This is a genomic window from Streptomyces sp. NPDC051578 (assembly GCF_044454045.1).
Taxonomy (GTDB): domain Bacteria; phylum Actinomycetota; class Actinomycetes; order Streptomycetales; family Streptomycetaceae; genus Streptomyces.
This window is the reverse complement of the sequence record NZ_JBITDH010000001.1, coordinates 1097052-1116628: the sequence shown is the minus strand read 5'-3', so window position 1 is coordinate 1116628 and position 19577 is coordinate 1097052. Positions and strand designations below refer to the sequence as shown.

Genomic DNA, 19577 nt, shown 5'->3' with positions numbered 1-19577 from the left:
TGCAAGAAAAGAAGGAGACGGACCAGTGGCCGACAATGCGCGGGCGAAGAAGCTGGCGGACCTCATCCGGGAGGTGGTGGCCGAGAAGCTGCAGCGCGGTGTCAAGGACCCGCGCCTGGGTACGCACGTGACCATCACGGACACCCGCGTCACCGGCGACCTGCGGGAGGCCACGGTCTTCTACACGGTCTACGGCGACGACGAGGACCGGGCCAGCGCGGCAGCGGGCCTGGAGAGCGCCAAGGGCGTTCTGCGCTCCGCGGTCGGCCGGGCGGCGGGAACCAAGTTCACGCCCACCCTGACCTTCGTCGCGGACGCCCTCCCGGAGAACGCCAAGACCATCGAGGACCTCCTCGACAAGGTGCGCGCCTCCGACGCCGAGGTGCGCGAGGCCTCCTCCGGCGCCACCTACGCCGGTGACGCCGACCCGTACAAGAAGCCGGGCGAGGACGACGAGGACGCAGCGGCGGAATGAGCAGCAACGCAGGAAAGACCCCTGGGGGCACTTCCCGGCCGGAGGCCGGGGGAGGCCTCGTCATCGTCGACAAGCCGTCCGGATTCACGTCGCACGACGTGGTCGCCAAGATGCGCGGGATCGCCAAGACCCGCCGCGTCGGCCACGCCGGCACGCTGGACCCGATGGCGACGGGGGTCCTCGTCCTGGGCGTCGAGAAGGCCACCAAGCTCCTCGGCCACCTCGCGCTCACGGAGAAGGAGTACCTCGGCACGATCCGCCTCGGCCAGAACTCGCTGACGGACGACGCCGAGGGCGAGATCACCTCCTCGACGGACGCCTCCGCGGTGACCCGTGAGGCGGTGGACAAGGGCATCGCCAAGCTGACCGGCGAGATCATGCAGGTGCCGTCGAAGGTCAGCGCCATCAAGATCAAGGGCGTGCGCTCGTACAAGCGCGCGCGGGACGGCGAGGACTTCGAGATCCCGGCCCGGCCGGTGACCGTCTCGTCGTTCCAGGTGTACGACATGCGCGACGCGGAGGCCGAGGACGGCACGAAGGTCATCGACCTCGTCGTCTCCGTCGTCTGCTCCAGCGGCACGTACATCCGGGCCCTCGCCCGTGACCTGGGCGCCGACCTCGGGGTCGGCGGACACCTCACCGCGCTGCGGCGCACGCGGGTGGGCCCGTACAAGCTCGACCGGGCGCGCACGCTCGACCAGCTCCAGGAGGAGCTGACCGTCATGCCGATCGGCGAGGCGGCCGCGGCGGCGTTCCCGCGCTGGGACCTCGACGCGCGCCGGGCCTCGCTGCTGGCCAACGGCGTACGGATCGAGATGCCGGACGAGTACGGCGAAGGCCGGACGGTCGCGGTGTTCGGTCCGCAGGGGCAGTTGCTCGGACTGGCCGAGAACAAGGGCGGGAAGGCGAAGTCGCTCGCGGTCTTCGTCTGACGCGTCGACGTCCGGCCTCTCGACGTCCTGGCCTCTCGACGTCTCGACGCCGCCGGAGGCCTTGGCGCTCTATGCCCTGAGGCCTCCCGGGCCCTGGCGCTTGACGCCTTGACGTCTTGACGTGGAGCGGTGAGCGCACATGGGCTGCTGCTCACCGCTCCACGACCCCCCTCGGGTAGGTGTTTATCCACCGGGGGCCCTCTATTCACCCGTCCGAGCAGGCGCTCGGAGTGAACGGAGGGAGCACAAGGGGGCGCTTTCGCCTCGTGTGCTTTTGCCGCTGATCTTCACCTGCCTACCGTCGTGAGCACGAGAGCGGCGGGGAGTGGTGCGGCAATGGCGGAGCTCGTCACGATCTGCGATCTCGCCGGGCGGGTGCGGGGCAGCGGCTTCGTCGCCGACGACCGCGGGACGGTGATCACCGGCCACGAGGCCGTCGACGGATCGGACCGGCTGGTCCTGCACGGCCCCGGGGGCCGGAGCTGGCTCGCCGGTGCGGCCGATATGACCGCCCTGCCGGGGCTCGCGCTGGCCCTCGTACGGACCGACGGGCTCGGGGCCCGCCCACTGCCGGTGGCCCGGCGCGAGGTGGTCGAGCCCGGTACGTACGTACGGCTGCCCGCGCGGGGCTGGCGCCAGGCGCGGGTGCTCGCGGCCGGGGCGGAGGTCGTGCACCGGTCGGGGGAGCGGTGCCACGGGCTGCCGGCCGCGGTGGAACTGGCCATCGGGACGGACGGGCGGGACGCCCTGCGGGGCGACGGTGAAGCCTGCGGAGCACCGGTCCTGGACGCGACGACCGGGGCGGTGCTCGCGGTCGTGGGCCCCGGCGGGACCTTCGCGGTGCCGCTCCGCGCGGCGGCGGGGGCGGACGGCGGGGGCCCGCTGCATGCGGTGCTGGAGCGCAACGCCGCCACCGTGCCGGGGTACGGGGAGGAACTGAACCTCGCGGGCGCGCTGGAACTCACCGGGACGACGCTCGGACCGGTGCTCGGCGCGGGGCCGGTGCCGGGCGGGCCGGACCCCGTCGCGCGCCCGCGGATCGCCGCCGAACTCGAAGCCTTCACCGCCGGGGACCGGCCGGTGCTCGGGGTGGTCGGCGACCCCGGCACCGGCCGCACCACCGCGATCGCCGCCCTGGCCGCAGCCCGGGCGCGCGGGGAACGCCCGGCGCCGACGCTGTGGCTGCGCGGGGCGGAGCTGCGGGACGGCGACGGCTCGCTGGCGGACGCGGTGTCGCGGGCGCTGGCCGCGGCGGGGCGGATCGTGGCCGCGGGCGCCGGTTCCGGTGCCGGTGCCTGGGCCGGCGCCCCGGCGGGGGCTTTCGCCGGGGCGGGCTCCGCCCGGGCCGGTATGCCGGGACCGGGACCGGTGGCCTGGGGCGGGGGTGGTTGGGGGGCCGCTGCTGAGTGGGGGACCGGTCCGGCGGACGGGGCCGCGGCGGGTGCCCGCGCCCGTTCGGCGGGGGGCCTCGCCCCGGCCGGTGCGCCGGGGTGGGGGCCGGTGGCGGGGAGTGCGGGTGGTGGGGGGGCCGGTCTGGCCGACGGGGCCGCGGCGGGTGCCCGTGCCCGTTCCGTGGGGGGCTCCGGCTGGGCCGGTGCGGTGGATGTGGGCGAGGCGGCCGACCCCGACGGCGGTGGGGGTTTCCGAGCGGCGGGAGGGGTCGGGGAGGCGGTCGCGGTGTTGTCCGCCGGGGCCGGGCGGGGGCTGGTGGTGGTGCTCGACGCGCCCGAGGAGATGCCGCCCGGGCTCGCGCAGGGCCTCGGGCCGTGGACCGGAGCCACCGCCCGGTGGCTCGGCCGGGTCGGGGCCCGGCTGGTCGTCGCCGCCCGGCCCGAGTTCTGGGAGCGGGCCGGCGCCCTCTACCCGCCCGACGCGCTGTACCGCCCGGCGCGGCCCGTCCCGGGCCTGCCGCCCGCGCTGCCCGTCGGCGACCTGACCCCGGCCGAGGCCGCCACCCTGCGGGCACGCCTCGGCATTCCGGACGACGCGGTCCGGGACGCCGACGCCCGGCACCCGCTGACCCTGCGCCTGCTGGCCGACGTACGGGCCGCCAGGGTCACCGGGGGCCGTCCGGGCCGGGACGAGGTGTTCGCCGCCCACCTGGACCTCCTCGCCCTGCGGGTGGCGGTGCGCATCGCCGCCTCGGCCACCGACACCCAGGGCGCCGGGGTGCACGCGCCCGGGGTACGGCGGCTGGCCGCCCGCGTCGCCGGGCGGGTGCACGAGGCCGCCCGGCGGTGCCTGGGCCCGGGACAGGGCCGGCTGGACCGGGCCGCCTTCGAGGCGCTGTTCCCCTGGCGCACCGGCTGGGCCTCGGCCGTGCTGACCGAGGGGCTGCTGGTGCCCGCCGGGCCGGGCTACCGCTTCGCCCACGAGGAGCTGTCCGACTGGCTCCAGGCCGGCCACCTCGACCTGCCGACCGCGCTGGACTCCCTCGTGCACCGGGGGCCGGCCACCTCCGGCCCGCCCGTGCCCCGCCACCGCATCGGCCCCGTCCTGGAGGCACTGCGACGGCTCCCGCCCGACCAGGCGCGCAAGGTGCTGACCGGGCTGGTGGAGGCCCTGGACGCGTTCGGAGCGTCCCACGACGAGGCCCCGGCCCCGGATCGGGCTCCTGCCCCGGCGGAGGCTCCGGCCGGCGGCGAGTCCGCGCCGGATGGGGATCCGGCACCCGAGGGGGACCGCGCCTGGTGGGCCGCCCGGCTGCTGCGGGAGACCCTGCTGCGGGTCCCCGACGCCACACCGCACCTGCCGGTCCTGCACGCCCTCGCGGAGCACCTGTCCGGCCGGGGGCGCGGCGCCCGGGACCCCGGCGACCCCGGTGGTCCCGGCGGCTTCGACGGCCGGTTCTGGAACCGGCTCCGGCTGCCCGAGCCCGACCGGCTGGACCTGCTGCGCCGCCTGCTGCCCTGCGACCACCGCTACCTCGAAGCCGCGGCCCGCCGCCTGGTCCGCGATCCCCGGTACGTCCAGCGCCTGCTCTGCGCCTGGTTCGCGGACGAACGCCGGCTGCGGGGCCGCCCCGGCGCGACCGTGGCCACCGCCGCCCAGGCCCTGCTGCACACCCATCGCGGGCTCGCCGTGGACGACCTCACCGAGGCCCTGGTCACCGCCGCGCATCCCCGCGCCGACGAACTGCTCGCCGTACTCGCCGAGGACGAGCCCTCCGCCCTGTGCCGGGCCGTCCACCGCTGGGCCCACGACGAGCGGTCCGGGCGCCGCGTCGCGGCCGCCGCCTACGGCCAGGCCGCCGCCCCGCACGTGCGCACCCCCGCCGACCGGGATTTGCTGCGCCGCGCCGCCCAGGCGCTGCTCGCGCGCCCTACCGACACCACCCTGCACGGCGGCGCCCTCGCCGTGCTGCTCCGCGATCCCCAGGTGCGCGCCCGCTACCTGCCCGACGCCCTGGCCTGCTTCCGCGACCCCGAGTGCGGTGCCCGGCTGCCCGCCGAGGCACTGGTGGCGGCCCTGCCGGTACTGCCGGACCCGGACGCCGTCTTCGCCGCCCTGCGCGCCCGGGCCGACGGGGAGGTGCTGCGCGCCCTGGCCGCGCTCACCACGCCGGCCCTGGCCCGGCGCGCGGGTGACCTCGTACGGGAGCACCTGGCGCGGTGCCCGTCGGACGCCCCGCACGCCGCCGCGTTCCTGGACCGGCGCCTGGAGCAGGGCCCGGCGGCCGAGCCCGTCCTGCGCCCCCTCGTCCTGGAGCTGCTGCGGTCCGCGCCGACGGCGGTCCGGGCCGCGCTGGCCGCGGTGCTGGCCGCGCCCGGCGGGGAGCCCTCGTACCCGCTGCGGGGCGAGCTGGCCGACGTACTGCTGCGCGAGGAGGCCGACCCGGCGGTCCTCGACGCGTTCCTCGGCGCCGTCGCGGCCGGGGCCGCCGAGCGCCCGCGCCAGCGCACCCGGGACCTGCTGAGGCGCACCGGACGGCAACTGCTGCGGCTCCCCGGCGGCCCCGCGCTGTTCGAGCAGCGCACGGTGGAGCTGTCACGGGCCGACCCGGCGTTCGGCGCGGTGACCGCGCGCTGGCTCGGGGAGGCGACGGCGGAGGCCGCGGCGCTGCTCGGGCCGGGCGCCCGGCGCACGGTCGAGACCCTGGGGCGGGGCGCACCGGACATCACCTGAGCCGGGAAGGCCGCCAGTTCGACGCCGATGCGGGGCCGCGGCGGGTGGCATGGCAGTCTTAGACCTGCAATCGGCAATCAGTACAGGGTCTACCCACGGGTTCGGGCGAGGAGCGGTCACAGTGCAGCGCTGGCGTGGCTTGGAGGACATCCCCGATGACTGGGGACGCAGCGTCGTCACCATCGGCTCCTACGACGGAGTGCACCGCGGCCATCAGCTGATCATCGGACGGGCCGTGGCCCAGGCCCGCGAACTCGGCGTGCCGTCGGTCGTCGTGACGTTCAGCCCGCACCCGAGCGAGGTCGTGCGCCCCGGCAGCCACCCGCCGATCCTGGCCACCTACGAGCGCCGCGCCGAGCTGATGGCGGACCTGGGCGTCGACGCGCTGCTGATCCTGCCGTTCACGGCGGAGTTCTCGCAGCTGTCCCCGGCCGACTTCATCGTGAAGGTGCTCGTCGACAAGCTGCACGCCCGCGCCGTCATCGAGGGGCCGAACTTCCGCTTCGGCCACAAGGCCGCCGGCAACGTCGACTTCCTGCGCGAGCTGGGCGCCACGTACGACTACGAGGTCGAGGTCGTGGACCTGGTGGTGCGCGGAGAGGCGGGCGGCGGCGTGCCGTTCTCGTCGACGCTGGCGCGCAGGCTCGTCGCCGAGGGCGACATGGAGGGCGTCGCGGAGATCCTCGGCCGCCCGCACCGGGTCGAAGGCGTCGTGGTGCGCGGGGCGCAGCGCGGGCGCGAGCTCGGCTATCCGACGGCCAACGTGGAGACGCAGCCGCACACCGCGATCCCGGCGGACGGGGTGTACGCGGGCTGGCTGACGGCGGACGGCGAGCGGATGCCCGCGGCCATCTCGGTCGGCACGAACGTGCAGTTCGACGCCACCGAGCGGACCGTGGAGGCGTACGCGATCGACCGCGTCGGGCTGGACCTGTACGGGATGCACGTGGCCGTCGACTTCCTCGCCTACGTGCGGGGGATGGCGAAGTTCGAGTCGCTGGACGGGCTGCTGGAGGCCATCGCGGACGACGTGAAGCGGGCCCGGGTGCTGACGGAAGGCTACGACGCGCAGCGCTGAGCGGCTGCCCGGGACGACGCGAAGGGCCCGTACCGCCCCCGAGGGAGGTACGGGCCCTTCGCGTTGCCGGGGCCGGCGCGGGCGGGTCAGCCGAGCCGGGGGTCGCGCGGGGGCTGACCGGGCTGCGGCTGCGGCGGCTGCTGGTGCGGGGGCTGTTGCTGCGGGGGCTGCCAGGGCTGGCCGGGCTGCGGGTACGGCTGGCCGTAGGGCTGGGGTGCCTGCGGCTGCTGCTGGTACGGGGGCTGCGGCTGGGCGGCGGGCTGGGGTGCTCCCCAGTGGCCCTGCGGGGCCTGCTGCTGGGCGCGGACGAAGTCCTCCGCGACCAGCGCGGAGAGGTTGAAGTACGCCTCGCGGGTCTTGGGCCGCATCAGGTCGAGGTCCACTTCGGCGCCGGCCGCGAGGTGTTCGTCGAACGGCACCACGACGACGCCGCGGCAGCGGGTCTCGAAGTGCTGCACGATGTCCTCGATCTTGATCATCTTGCTGGTCTCGCGGACCCCCGAGATGACGGTGAGGGAGCGGGAGACGAGGTCGCCGTACCCGTGCGCGGACAGCCAGTCGAGGGTGGTGCTGGCGCTGCTCGCACCGTCCACGGACGGCGTGGAGATGATGATCAGCTGGTCGGCGAGGTCGAGGACGCCGCGCATGGCGGAGTAGAGCAGACCCGTGCCGGAGTCGGTCAGGATGATCGGGTACTGGCGGCCCAGCGTCTCGATGGCGCGGCGGTAGTCCTCGTCGTTGAAGGTGGTCGAGACGGCCGGGTCCACGTCGTTGGCGATGATCTCCAGGCCGGAGGGCGCCTGCGAGGTGAACCGCCGGATGTCCATGTACGAGTTCAGGTACGGGATCGCCTGGACGAGGTCGCGGATGGTCGCCCCGGTCTCGCGGCGGACGCGGCGGCCGAGGGTTCCGGCGTCGGGATTCGCGTCGATGGCCAGGATCTTGTCCTGGCGTTCGGTGGCGAGGGTCGCGCCGAGCGCGGTGGTCGTGGTGGTCTTTCCCACGCCGCCCTTGAGGCTGATCACGGCGATGCGGTAGCAGGACATGACCGGGGTGCGGATGAGTTCGAGCTTGCGCAGGCGCTCGGCTTCGGCCGCCTTGCCGCCGAAGCGGAAGCCGGAGCGGGTGGGCTTGGGCTTCTGCTTGGCGCGCAGCAGGCGGTCGGAGGACAGCTCGACGGCGGCGGTGTAGCCGAGCGGCGCCCCGCCGGTGGCCGGGCCGGCCTGGTACGGGGGCTGGGGCCACTGGCCGCCGGAACGGGGGTCGTGCGGCGGCTGCGGCTGCGGCTGCGGCTGGGCCTGGGGTGCGGGCTGCACCGGGGCGGGGGCGGGCGGCGGGAAACCGTAGCCGTCCTGGGCCTGGTACGCGGGCGGCAGCGGGGGCAGCCCGGCCCCCGCCTCTGCGAACGGGGCCTCGGCGGCGGGGACGCCCGCCTCCGCGGGGGCGGCGGGCGGCGCGTAGGGCCCGGGCGGCGCCGGGGCGTAGGGGGCGGGCGGTACGGGTGTCCCCTCGGGCGGGGTGGCGGTCCGGTACAGCTGTACGGGCGGCACCGCGTCGGCCGGAGCCGCGTCGGCCAGGGCCGGGGCCGGAGCGGCGGCGGGGGCGGTCGCCTGAGCCGGGGCCGGCTCCACCGGCGCGGGAGCGAGCGCCGGGTCCGGAGCCGGGGCCGGAGCGGGAGGGGCCACCGGATCCGGTGCCGGAGTGGCCACCGGAGTGGCCACCGGAGCGGCCACCGGAGCGGCAGCGGGCGCCGGGGGGAACGCCGGCGCCCGGACGGCCGGGGGAGCGGTGGTGAACTCCGCCGGCGGGACGGCGTCTTCGACCGCCGGCGCGGGTGCGGCCGGGGCCCGCTCCGCAGCGGCGGCCGGGGCGCGCTCCGCAGCCGGAAGGGCCACCGGGTCCGCACCCTGAGCGCCCACCGCGTCCGCGGCGGGAGCCGGTGCGGCCACGGGCCCCTGCTCCGGGACGGGCGCCGGTGCCCAGGCCGCCGGCGGCTCCGCTGCGGCCGCGGGTGCGTGGTCCGGGGCGGGCGCCGGCACCGGGAGCGCCACCGGCTCCGCCCGATCGGCCGGAGCCGGGTCCGCCGGGACAGCGGTCGTGAACACCTGCGGCGGCACCACGGCGTCGGCCGACGGCGTGCGCGGCGCCGGGGGAGCGATCCGCATCGTCGGCGGCGAGGTCACGTCCGAGGGACGGTGCGGTTCGAAGCCGCTGCCCTCCGGCAGCCCCGGCACGGACGCGGCAGGAGCCTGCGCCGCGCCCTGCGTGTACCAGGCCGGAGGGGTGTAGTCGATGGTGAACTCGCCCGTCACCTCGGGCTCCGCATCGGACTGATCGTCCGTCGGGACGTCCCACGTCCCGCCGCGCCTCTCGTTCCGATCGCCGCTCACTGAGTCCTCCTGGTCTGTCGAACACCGGTCAGGCGCCCACCTCGACGCCGCGCCCACGCTCAGCCTAATCGCGCCGCGCCGCCCCGCCCGACCCCGTGTCCGGGCTCACGCCCCCACCGCCCCGCCGCGACCCGTCAGTCGATCCGCCGCGCCGCGCCCAACAAGCCGGTCTCCGTGTCCGTGCCCTGCGTCATGACGAACTTGCGGTCCCGCGGCGTGCACCACAGCGTCACCCCGTCGCCCAGCGTCGGCAGTGACTCCACCGCCGCCCGCGGAAGGCGCATCAGGCGGCCGATCTGCCCGGCCTCGTCGGGAGACACCCGCTGCACCCCCACCAGCGAGGCGTTGCGCATCAGCCGGGGCGCCGCCGGGCTCAGGTACGGCAGCAGGGTCAGCACCGACTGCCAGGGCCCGGCCACCACCCGCCCGCGCGGCGGCCGCATGCCGCAGTCCCGGACCACCAGCACCGGGCTGCCGGCCGAGGCGCCCTGCGGCGGCACCCGCCCCACGTCGTGCAGGGTCACGCACTGCTGGCCGCCGCCCGCGGCCTGGGCCAGTCCCGACCACACCTGCGCGCGCCCGGTCTCCACCGCGACCCGGGCCCCCGTGGCCGCCGCGCGCAGCGCCAGTACCTGCGCCGTCCACAGGCCGCCGATCAGCGTGACTTCGTACGGCGTGGGCCGGTTGACGCCCAGCACGGCCGGACGGCCCTCGGCGTCCACGCCGATGACGACGCCGTCGTCGGCGACGGGCAGGGCCAGCGCGTCCAGATCGGCCGCCTGGACCACGTGCCGTTCGCGGCGCGGCCCGATCAGCCCGAAACCGCCCCTCATCGTGCTCCTCCCAGCGGCAGCGAGGCCAGCAGGCCCGGTACCTGTTCGCGGTCCAGCCGGACGAGCCCGGTCCTGACGCCCCGCGCCGTCCGCTCCAGCTCGCGGCGGGCGGCCACCAGTTCCTCGTCGCTGCGTCCCGTCACCCGTACGTGCCCGGTCAGCGTCACGCCCTGCCGCTCGGCGGGGGCGATCGTCAGGCTGAAGTTCGTCGCCAGTGCGGGAAGTGACGTGAGCAGCGCCACGAACTGCGGCAGCCCCGCCGCGCCCGCGCCGCCCAACTGGGGCCAGCGACCTATCCAGTACGTGGTGTGCCGCCGGTCGTCACAACGCCACGTGCGTGCCGTCTCCTCCGTGCGCCGGCCCGTGCCCGAGGACCGGCCGGCCTGGGTGATCGCCATCGGGTTCGCGCACGAGGACGTGGCCAGCGCACCCGTCAGCTCCTGCTCGGTCAGCACCACCGCCCGGAACCCGGCGCCGGTCAGCCGGCTCGCCAACTGGTCCGCGATCCGCACCAGGCACCGCTGCGCGCCGCCCAGGCCGCCACCGCGCGCGGTGACCGCCTCCGGGCACAGCTCCGGGTCCAGTTTGAGCGCGATCCACGTCAGCCGTACCGCCGGCGCGCCCGTGGTGGCCTGGAGCGGGGCGTAGTTGCGGGTGGCCATCGCCTGGGGCGGCAGGTGCGGTGCGGGCGCCGGCTGCGTGTGCTGCACCAACTGGGCGGACTCCAGCCGGATCCCGTCCACTTCGAGGACGTCGCGTACGAGCCCCAGCGGCAGCGGGCGCGCCCCCCGGTCCGGCCGCAGGGCGGTGGCGTCCATGTCCACCTGGACGACGGCCGTCAGGAACGTGCCGTCGCCGACCATGCCGACCGGCCGCCGGTCACGGTCGCTGAACGTCAGTGTCCGCAGGGCGGGTTCGGCCTCGACCAGCGGGGCCAGCCCCGGCTCGACGCCGGCCGGTGCGGAGCGCGCCGCCGCCCGGCGGCGCCGGGTGCGCAGGGCGAGCACACCCCCGATCCACTCGGGCAGGGAGCGCTGGTGCCGGCGTACGAGCGCGAGCGGCACCAGGACCAGGGCCAGCACCCCGGCGGGCACCAGCAGCAGCGGTTCCACCACCCAGGCCACCAGCAGGGCGGCGGCCGCGATCTGGAGGAGCACCAACTGCTGGAGCCGGAACGGCCCGAACCGGCCCGGGCTGGACCGCGGATGCGGCGTCACCCCGGTGCGCGCCGGTGCGGGCGCAGTCGCCGGGGCCGTTCGTGGCTGCGTCGCGGTGGCCGTCACTCGCGCACCTCCCCATCCCGGGGGCGGGCCCCGTACGCTGCGGCGCGGCGGATCGCCGCCGCCCTCTCGAAGTCTGCCGATCCGCCCCGAAGGGCCCCGACCGCGCCGGTCCGCAGGCCGCCGGGTGGCCGGGCAGGGGCCTACCCGGGCCGTGCATACCGTCCGTCAAGAGGCATAGTAGGTCCCCGGTCCGATCATCGAGGCCCGGGGCACGGGAGTCCGCCGGGCCGTGCGGCGAGAAGCAGGCGGTCATGGCATCACGGCGTGATGAACTCAACGCGTACACCTTCGCGAAGCGGCGCACGGTGGCGGCGTTCCTCCAGCCCTCCGCCACCGGTACCGAGGAAGGCGCGCCCCGGCCGCTGCGCGCGGTGGTCCCCGGCCTGGTGGTCGGCGCCCTCGTCGTCGCGGGTTTCGGCGCCTGGGGGATGTTCAAACCCCAGGCCCCCAAAGGCTGGGACGAGCCCGGCACGCAGGTCATCGTCGGCAAGCAGTCGACCACCCGGTACGTGGTGCTGACCACCAAGGTCAACGGCAAGGACCAGACCAGGCTGCACCCGGTGCTGAACCTGGCGTCCGCGCGACTGCTCCTGGATCCCGCGAAGTTCAAGGTCCTCCAGATCGACGACAAGATCCTGGACGCGGGCAAGCCGCCGCGGGGCCCGATCATAGGCATCCCCTACGCCCCCGACCGGCTGCCCGCCCCGGCCGACGCGGGCAAGGCCAAGCGCTGGGCCGTCTGCCAGCAGCCCGGCGGCAACGGCAAGGGCGTGCAGACCGCCGCGTTCGTCCTCGCCGACCGTGAGGCGCGCCTGATGGACGACGGCCGCAGGACCACCGACACGCAGGTGCTGTACGTGCAGAACACCGGCGGCGCCAAGGAGCGCTACCTGGTCGACGCGGCCGGTACCAAATACCGGTTCCCCGAGGGCACCCCCGACGCCGCGACGATCACCACGGCCCTGGTCGGCACGGGAGCCACCCCCCAGCCGGTCACCGAACAGTGGCTGGCCACCCTCACCCCCGGCGACGACCTGGCCTTCCCGCAACTGCCCGGCAAATCGGGCGAGAAGGCCGCCGTGCAGGGTCTTGGCACCGCCGACAGCAAGGTCGGCATGGTGCTGACCGCGCAGACCGGCTCCGGGACCCAGTACTACGTCGTCCTCCCCGACCGGGTCGCACCCGTCTCGGAGTTCGTGGCCTGGCTGCTGATCTCGGCGCCCGCGGCCGACGGCCTCGACATGCACGGCAAGGCCCACGAGGTGGACCTGCAGTCCCTCAACCCGGACGCCACCCCGTTCAAGAGCGACGCCAAGTGGCCCCAGCGCAGGGCCTCCCAGGTCAACCGGGTCACCGCCGCCCCCGGCTCGGCGCCCGAAACCGCCCTGCGCGACACGGTCTGCGCCGTGCTGCGCTCCGTCGACGGCCAGGGCAACCCGACACTGAGCACCTGGGCGGGTACCGGCTTCCCCGTCGACATCACCGCCGGCGGTACCGGCGCGTACGTCACCCCGGGCTCGGGCCTGCTCTACACCCAGGTGCAGGGCCGGCAGACCACCGCCGGCGGCTCCACGTTCCTGGTCACCGACACGGGCCTGCGGTACGCCGTCCAGGCCAACGGAGACAGCGACGCCGAACAGTCAGGGATCGGCGCCGGCGGCCCGAAGCAGCCGGGCACGGGCGACGGCCGGCCCGAGGCGAGCCAGGCGCAGATCCGGCTCGGCTACGGAGGCGTCACCCCGGCCATGGTGCCCATAGCCTGGTCGGAGTTCCTCTCCAAGGGGCCGCGCCTGGACACCAACTCGGCCCGCCAGCCGCAGGGTTCGTGAGGATGCCGCCGATGCCACAGCAACCGGCCGGGCGCCGCGCCGCGGCCACCCGGGGCCTGCTCCTGAGCGCCGTACTGGCCCTCGTCGCGGCGTGCGGCACGGGCCCCGCAGCCCCCGGATCCGCAGGTGCCCTGTCCCTCGACGGCGGGGGCGAGTGCACCTTCCCGATGAAGCAGCAGATCGCCGACCGGCCCTGGGCCCTGCAACGGCTGCTGCTGGACGCCCTGTGGGCCCGCACCCGCGGCAAGGGCGTCCGCGTCGCCGTCATCGACACCGGCGTGGACCGCGTCAACCCGCAGCTCGGCAGCGCCCTCGACACCGGCGCAGGCAAGGACTTCGTCGACCCCAAGGGCGGTGACGGAACCAACGACACCGTCGGCCACGGCACCAGGGTCGCCGGCCTGATCGCCGCCCGGCCCCAGGCCGGCACCGGCTTCGTCGGCCTCGCCCCGGAGGCCACCGTCATCCCGATCCGGCAGAACGACGGGCAGGGCAACGGCAACGCCGCCACCCTCGCCCAGGCGATCGACCACGCCGTGTCCAAGGGCGCCCAGGTCATCAACATCTCCCAGGACACCGACGTCCCGCTGAGCGCGGACTCCGAACTCGCCAAGGCCGTGCAGCGGGCCATCGACGCGAAGGTCGTGGTCGTCGCGTCCGCCGGCAACGACGGCCTCACCGGCCAGAAGCGCAAGACCTACCCGGCGGCCTTCCCCGGTGTCCTCGCCGTCGCCGCCTCCGACCGCAACAACGAGCGGGCCGCCTTCTCCCAGCCCGGCGACTTCATCGGCGTCGCCGCCCCCGGCGTCGACATGGTCTCCACCGTCCCCGGATTCGGGCAGTGCCTGGACAACGGCACGAGCTTCTCCGCCCCCTACGTCGCCGGAGTCGCCGCCCTGCTGCGCGCCGCGCACCCGGACTGGAGCGTGCAGCAGATCGTCTGGCAGATCGAGAACACCGCCGAACGCTCCGTGAACGGCCACGACGACTACGTCGGCTGGGGCGTCGTCGACCCGGTACGGGCCCTGACCCAGGACGGCGAACCCCCCAAGGCCCCCGTCCCGGACCCGGGCCCGCCGCCCGCGGCCGCACCCCAGGCGGCGGAGCTGCACCTCACCGAGACCGTGCAGGAGAGGGAGGAGCGGCTCGGTACGTACGCCCTGGGAACCGCCGTCGTACTCATCGCCGTCATCGCCGGTACCGCCACCGTCGTGCGCGACTCCCGCAGGCGCCGGCGCCGCACGCGGTGACCGCCCGCCGCATCACCGGCGCTGCGCAGTACCGGTGTTGGGGCGCTGCCGCGAACTGACTAGAGTGACGGCAGGCTTCACGACTGTGATCGGGGGATGGCGTGGAGCGGAGGGGGATTCCAGCCGGCGCGTGCTCGATTCCGCGCCGGGAACACCCGCTCCGCCACGCAGTCCGCCGGTTCGGCCGGCGAATTGAGAAGTGAGGAGCTTCGGATGACGAGCAATTTCGGACTTGCGGACGATCCGGTCGTCAAGGCGGCCAACAGGATCTCCGAGACGGCCGAGGCCGTGTCGCGGCAGTCCCGTGAACTGGCCGACATCATCGCGACGGTGAGCGCGGGCTGGACCGGTGTGGGCGCCGGAGGCTTCGTCAAGGCGCAGGAGGACATCAACATCGACCACGACAAGATCCGCCGGCTGCTCGGCGTCCTGCACCACGCGGTGTCGGAGACCAAGAACCTGAGCAACGCCCAGGACGAGGACGTGCGTCAGGCTTTCGCCGCCGCCAACAAGTCCGGCCTCAACGGCCTCTGATCCCGGCCCCGTTGCCCACAACGCCCCAGCGCGAAGGAGAAGACCATGTCCGGTAACGACGGCCACACCAAGGTCAGGTACGAAAGCGTCCAGCAGATGGCGGACCGCATCCGTGTGGTGTCGCAGAACATCCTCAAGGACCTGGACGAGATGGACACCGCCGTCAAGGTGGTCACGGACACCTGGGACGGTGAGGCGCACCGCGAGTACGTCGCCCTCCAGAAGAAGTACAAGGCCGCCGCCGACCACATGCACAAGCAGCTGGAGACCGTCGCCCAGCTCATCGAGCGCGGCAAGGGCGACTACCACGCCACGGACGTCAAGGCCTCGCGCCTGTTCACCGAGGCCTACTGAGTCCCCCGCCACACCCCGAAGGGGCGCGCCCGCACCGGGCGCGCCCCTTCGCGCGTTCGGAGCCGTCCGGACCGGATCAGCGCAGGTCGAACTCGCCGTCCCGGGCGCCGAGCACGAAGGCCTCCCACTCGGCCGCCGTGTACCGCAGCACGGTGTCCCGGTCCAGCGACGACCGCATCGCCACGGCCCCGTCGGGCAGCTTCGCGATCTCCACGCGCTCCTCGTCGGGACTGGTCCCGGGCGGGCCCTCCCACTCGACGCCGCTGATGTCGAGCGCGTACAGCTCGTCCTTCTCCTGCTGGGACCCCATGGCGCGGCCTTCCCTTCGTGCGGCTGCGGTGCAGCGTTCTGCCCCGATTATCGGTGCCGGGGCGCCGGCGCGGGCGACGTTCGCGCTTCTCACGCCCCCGGGACCGGCAGCCGCCCGAGCTGGACCAGTGACGTACCGCGCCTGCGCGAGACGGAGTAGCCCCGCCCCGGCGGCAGCGGACGCGGCCTGACGTTGCCCAGCAGGTCACCTTCGGACGGGTCGCCGGAGAGCACCACGCCCTGCGCCCCCAGCTCCTTGATCCGCTGCATGAACGGCTCGTACAGCGCCCGCGAGGCACCGGCGGAGTTGCGCGCGATGATGAAGCGCACGCCCGTGTCCCGGGCGAAGGGCAGGAACTCCACCAGCTGCGTGAGCGGGTTGCCCTGGCTGGTGGCCACGAGGTCGTAGTCGTCGATGATGATGAAGACGTCCGGGCCCGTCCACCAGCTGCGGTCGCGCAGCTGCTGCGGCGTGACGTCGTCCGGCGGCTGACGGCGGGAGAACACCCCGCCCAGCGCCTCCATGTGCATCTGCAGGGAGTTCGCCATCGGCGCGTACTCCAGCAGGTGCTCCTCCGGCAGCGCCCCGAGCAGACTGCGCCGGTAGTCGCCGACGACCAGCTTCGCCTGGTCGGGGCTGTACCGCTCGGCGATCCGCTGCGCGATGAGCCGCAGCAGGTTCGTCTTGCCCGACTCGCTCTCGCCGAAGACCAGGAAGAACGGGTCCGTCTCGAAGTCGATGAACACCGGCTCCAGGTCCGTCTCGTCCACACCGATCGAGATCCCCTGACCGGGGAACTCGCCGCCCTTGGGCAGCTGGTCCGCGTGCAGCAGCCTCGGCAGCAGCCGCACCCCCGGAGCCGAGGGGCCCGCCCAGTTCTCCTTGACGGCCGCCACGAACGCGGCCGTGCCCTCCGAGAGGTCCTCCGCGCTGTGCGAGCCGTCGATGCGCGGCAGCGCGCCCAGGAAGTGCAGCTTCTCCGGCACCTGACCGCGGCCCGGCATGCCCGTCGGGACGTTCGCGGCGACCCTGCGGTCGAACTCGGAGTCCATGACGTCACCGAGCCGCAGCTCCAGCCGGCTCAGGATCTGGTCCTTGAGCGCGGCCCGGACCTCCATGTACCGCGCCGCCGTGACCACCACGTGGATGCCGTATCCCAGGCCCCGGGACGCGATGTCCGTGACGACCTGCTCCAGGCCCTCGTACTCGCCCCGGAACCCGCCCCAGCCGTCGACCACGAGGAACACGTCGCCCCACGCCTCGCCGGGCAGTTCCCCGGCAGCGCGCCGCCGTCGGTAGGTGCCGATCGAGTCGATGCCGTTGGCGCGGAAGAACTCCTCGCGGTGGTTGAGCACCCCCGCCACCTCCGCGACCGTACGCCGCACCCGCTCCGGGTCGAGACGCGAGGCGATCCCGCCCACGTGCGGCAGGTCGGCGACCGAGGAGAGGGAGCCGCCGCCGAAGTCCAGCCCGTAGAACTGCACCTCGCTCGGGGTGTGCGTCAGCGCGAACGAGGAGATCAGCGTCCGCATCAGCGTCGACTTGCCCGACTGCGGGCCTCCGACCACCATCATGTGGCCCGCCGCACCCGAGAAGTCCCGGTACAGCACCTCGCGCCGCTGCTCGAACGGCTTGTCGATGAGGCCGAGCGGTACGACGAGCCCGCCGGGCCGCGTGTAGCCCTGCGCGTGCAGGCCGCGCGCCGCGCTCGGCGCCAGCGCCGGCAGCAACTGGTCCAGCGGCGGCGCCTGGTCGAGCGGCGGCAGCCACACCTGGTGCGCGGGCACGCCCTGCCCCTCCAGCCGGCCCACGATCACGTCCAGCACCGTGTCCGCGAGCGCGTCGTCACCCCGCGTCTCCTGCGCCGCGAGGTACGCCGGGTCCGGCGCCGCGTACACCACCGGTACCGGCGCCGCCGTGAACAGCGCGGGCCGCCGCTCCACCGGGAACGGCCCCACCGCGAGGTCCGGGCCGCCCGAGCGGTAGGTGCCCGAGACGTACGCCGCCTTGAAGCGGGTCATCTCGTCGGTGCCGAACTTCAAGTACCCCGAACCCGGGACCGAGGGCAGGTGGTACGCGTCCGGAACGCCGATCGCCGTCCGGGACTCCGCCGCCGAGAAGGTCCGCAGGCCGATCCGGTACGACAGGTACGTGTCCAGGCCGCGCAGCTTGCCCTCCTCCAGCCGCTGCGAGGCCAGCAGCAGGTGCACGCCCAGCGAACGGCCGATGCGGCCGATCTGGATGAACATGTCGATGAAGTCCGGCTTCGCCGTCAGCAGCTCGCTGAACTCGTCGATGACCAGCACCAGCGAGGCCAGCGGCTCCAGCGGGGCCCCCGCCGCGCGCGCCTTCTCGTAGTCGTGGATGTTCGCGTAGTTGCCCGCCGAGCGCAGCAGCTCCTGGCGGCGCTGCAACTCGCCGCGGATCGAGTCGCCCATCCGGTCCACGAGCGTCAGGTCGTCCGCCAGGTTGGTGATCACGGCCGCCACGTGCGGCAGCTGCCCCATGCCCGTGAACGTCGCACCACCCTTGAAGTCCGCGAGGACGAAGTTCAGCGTCTCCGAGGTGTGCGTGACCGCCAGCCCCAGCACCAGCGTGCGCAGCAGCTCCGACTTGCCCGAACCCGTCGCGCCCACGCACAGGCCGTGCGGGCCCATGCCCTCCTGCGCTGCCTCCTTGAGGTCGAGCATGACCGGCGTGCCGTCCTCGCCGACGCCGATCGGCACGCGCAGCCGCTCGCCGGCCGAACGCGGCCGCCAGGTGCGGGAGACGTCGACCTGCGCCGCGTCGCCCAGGTTCAGCAGATCCGTGAAGTCCAGGTTCGCCAGCAGCGGCTCGTCGTCGTCACCGCCACCGGTCCGCAGCGGCGCCAACTGCCGTGCCAGGGCCTCCGCCGCCGGCAGCGACAGGGTGTCCGGGACCCCCTCGTACGCGACGCCGGAACCGGACTCCAGGCGCAGTCGGCCCGGCCGCACCACGACCGAGAGCCCGCCCCGCGGCTCGTCCAGCTCACCCGCCACCACCTCGACGATGGTCACGCCCTGCAAGCCCTCGACGGCCGCGAACACCGAGTCCGGCGGCACCATCCCGCCATCGAGCACGACCACCAGGTGCGGCTGGTCCAGTACCGGCGAAACGTCCCGGCTGAACCGCGGCCGCCCCTCCAGCCGGGACCCCAGCAGGCCCTCCAGCTCGCCCAGGTCGTCCCCGAACAGCCGCTTCGTGCCCGCCCCGTCGACCTGCCCCGGCAGCTGCGCGTGCGGCAGCCACTTCGTCCAGTCCCACGAGGGCACCGCGCCCGGCGCCGCCACCACCGCGACCATCAGGTCCTCGGGGGAGTGCAGCGTGACCAGCTGCGCCACCAGCGCCCGCGCCGTACCGCGCGCCGACTCCGGCTCCCCGGACACCGTCACGTGGTAGAACGCCCGGATCGACACCGCCACCGGCAGCCCGTCCAGCGAGGAGTGCACCTTCAGGAAGCGCTGCATCGCCCCGGCCGTCAACGGCTCCAGCTCCTCCACCGGCGCCGTGTCCGGAGCCACCAGAGGAGTCGCCAGACGCTGCGCGCCCAGTCCCAGCCGGGCCTGCCCGAAGTCCTCGTCGCCGACCCGCCGTTCCCACAGCCGCGAGCCCTCCGCCACCACCGACCACAACTGGTCCGGGGCCGGGTGCAGGTAGAGCTGCGCGTCACGCTGCGCCCGTGCGGTCCGGCGCACCTGACGCCGCGTCTGCGCCAGGTACTTGAGGTAGTCCCGGCGCACGTCGGCCATCTGCCCCTGCGTGCCGCGCCGGTAGCGCACCAGCTGGGCGATCACCATGCCCACCGTGGACACCAGCATCAGCACGCCCATGATGCGCATGAACGGCGCCGCACCCGGCATGAAGAAGAAGACGACCGAAGAGCCCATGCCGAGCATCGGCAGGAGCTGCATCAGCATGCCCTCCTGCTGCCCCCGCGGGAGTTCCGGCGGAGCCTCCAGCCTCACCTCGTCCGCCGGCACCTCCGGCGGCAGTGACCTGGGCGGGCGCTTCACGACGATCTGGCTCACCGGAGCATCAATCCCTCGAAAACGGACGGACGTCACAACCGGCGCCCTCAACTCCCCGGCCCGGCCGGGGGAGGTGATCCTACTTGCCTACAGTCCGTCATAAGCCCGGTAGGGTGGCCCGCGCGGTCCGCGCAA

At 74.7% G+C, this 19577-nt stretch carries 13 protein-coding genes; 8 read left to right on the top strand and 5 right to left on the bottom strand.

What is annotated here, in order from left to right; translation table 11 throughout:
- The first annotated feature begins 25 nt into the window (after nt 1–25).
- From rbfA to ACIA6C_RS04975, 4 genes are all read left to right on the top strand, one after another.
- Nucleotides 26–475 carry a 30S ribosome-binding factor RbfA gene (gene rbfA / locus ACIA6C_RS04990; RefSeq protein ID WP_136213481.1) on the top strand — a complete coding sequence of 150 codons (450 nt, stop codon included), beginning with the start codon at nt 26–28 and terminating at the stop codon, nt 473–475.
- On the top strand, nt 472–1407 hold the full coding sequence (truB, locus tag ACIA6C_RS04985; protein WP_399272972.1) for a tRNA pseudouridine(55) synthase TruB: 936 nt from the start codon (nt 472–474) through the stop codon (nt 1405–1407). The genes rbfA and truB overlap by 4 nt, the downstream gene beginning before the upstream one ends.
- Before the next feature lie 336 nt (nt 1408–1743).
- Nucleotides 1744–5532 carry a serine protease gene (locus tag ACIA6C_RS04980; protein ID WP_399272970.1) on the top strand — a complete coding sequence of 1263 codons (3789 nt, stop codon included), beginning with the start codon at nt 1744–1746 and terminating at the stop codon, nt 5530–5532.
- A gap of 121 nt (nt 5533–5653) precedes the next feature.
- The gene (locus tag ACIA6C_RS04975) at nt 5654–6610 is read left to right on the top strand and encodes a bifunctional riboflavin kinase/FAD synthetase (protein WP_366083348.1); all 957 of its coding nucleotides are present in this window, start codon (nt 5654–5656) and stop codon (nt 6608–6610) included.
- 86 nt (nt 6611–6696) lie between these two features.
- Here ACIA6C_RS04975 and ACIA6C_RS04970 read toward each other — a convergent pair whose 3' ends face one another.
- The 3 genes from ACIA6C_RS04970 to eccE all read right to left on the bottom strand — a co-directional run bounded on the left by ACIA6C_RS04970 (nt 6697) and on the right by eccE (nt 11116).
- On the bottom strand, nt 6697–9000 hold the full coding sequence (locus ACIA6C_RS04970) for an SCO5717 family growth-regulating ATPase (RefSeq protein ID WP_399272967.1): 2304 nt from the start codon (nt 8998–9000) through the stop codon (nt 6697–6699).
- A gap of 134 nt (nt 9001–9134) precedes the next feature.
- Nucleotides 9135–9833, bottom strand: a complete 699-nt coding sequence (locus ACIA6C_RS04965) for a hypothetical protein (protein ID WP_366082509.1) — start codon at nt 9831–9833, stop codon at nt 9135–9137.
- Nucleotides 9830–11116 carry a type VII secretion protein EccE gene (eccE, locus tag ACIA6C_RS04960; RefSeq protein ID WP_399272965.1) on the bottom strand — a complete coding sequence of 429 codons (1287 nt, stop codon included), beginning with the start codon at nt 11114–11116 and terminating at the stop codon, nt 9830–9832. The genes ACIA6C_RS04965 and eccE overlap by 4 nt, the downstream gene beginning before the upstream one ends.
- Before the next feature lie 251 nt (nt 11117–11367).
- On the opposite strand from eccE, the gene eccB reads away from it, so the two are divergent.
- The 4 genes from eccB (at nt 11368) to ACIA6C_RS04940 (ending at nt 15083) form a co-directional block, all read left to right on the top strand.
- Nucleotides 11368–12945 (top strand): type VII secretion protein EccB, encoded by a 1578-nt coding sequence (gene eccB, locus ACIA6C_RS04955; protein WP_399272963.1) that lies wholly within the window; start codon nt 11368–11370, stop codon nt 12943–12945.
- 11 nt (nt 12946–12956) lie between these two features.
- Nucleotides 12957–14195, top strand: coding sequence for a type VII secretion-associated serine protease mycosin (gene mycP / locus ACIA6C_RS04950; protein WP_399272961.1), 1239 nt, complete (start codon nt 12957–12959; stop codon nt 14193–14195).
- A gap of 213 nt (nt 14196–14408) precedes the next feature.
- Nucleotides 14409–14729: a hypothetical protein gene (locus tag ACIA6C_RS04945; RefSeq protein ID WP_361127880.1), complete on the top strand. Its 321-nt coding sequence runs from the start codon at nt 14409–14411 to the stop codon at nt 14727–14729.
- Between the two features lie 45 nt (nt 14730–14774).
- On the top strand, nt 14775–15083 hold the full coding sequence (locus ACIA6C_RS04940) for a WXG100 family type VII secretion target (RefSeq protein WP_361127877.1): 309 nt from the start codon (nt 14775–14777) through the stop codon (nt 15081–15083).
- Nucleotides 15084–15159: 76 nt separating this feature from the next.
- On the opposite strand, the gene ACIA6C_RS04935 is transcribed toward ACIA6C_RS04940, so the two are convergent.
- Together ACIA6C_RS04935 and eccCa are read right to left on the bottom strand one after the other, a co-directional pair.
- Nucleotides 15160–15393, bottom strand: coding sequence for a DUF397 domain-containing protein (locus ACIA6C_RS04935; RefSeq protein ID WP_136213490.1), 234 nt, complete (start codon nt 15391–15393; stop codon nt 15160–15162).
- 89 nt (nt 15394–15482) lie between these two features.
- A complete protein-coding gene (gene eccCa / locus ACIA6C_RS04930; protein ID WP_399272958.1) occupies nt 15483–19442 on the bottom strand; it encodes a type VII secretion protein EccCa in 3960 nt (1319 codons plus the stop codon).
- Between the last annotated feature and the right edge of the window lie 135 nt (nt 19443–19577).

Bases quoted from the DNA above. Each gene is read 5' to 3' on its own strand.
- truB (WP_399272972.1), top strand. From the start codon at position 472: ATGAGCAGCAACGCAGGAAAGACCCCTGGGGGCACTTCCCGGCCGGAG.
- ACIA6C_RS04980 (WP_399272970.1), top strand. From the start codon at position 1,744: ATGGCGGAGCTCGTCACGATCTGCGATCTCGCCGGGCGGGTGCGGGGC.
- ACIA6C_RS04965 (WP_366082509.1), bottom strand. From the start codon at position 9,833: ATGAGGGGCGGTTTCGGGCTGATCGGGCCGCGCCGCGAACGGCACGTG.
- eccB (WP_399272963.1), top strand. From the start codon at position 11,368: ATGGCATCACGGCGTGATGAACTCAACGCGTACACCTTCGCGAAGCGG.
- mycP (WP_399272961.1), top strand. From the start codon at position 12,957: ATGCCACAGCAACCGGCCGGGCGCCGCGCCGCGGCCACCCGGGGCCTG.
- ACIA6C_RS04945 (WP_361127880.1), top strand. From the start codon at position 14,409: ATGACGAGCAATTTCGGACTTGCGGACGATCCGGTCGTCAAGGCGGCC.
- ACIA6C_RS04940 (WP_361127877.1), top strand. From the start codon at position 14,775: ATGTCCGGTAACGACGGCCACACCAAGGTCAGGTACGAAAGCGTCCAG.
- ACIA6C_RS04935 (WP_136213490.1), bottom strand. From the start codon at position 15,393: ATGGGGTCCCAGCAGGAGAAGGACGAGCTGTACGCGCTCGACATCAGC.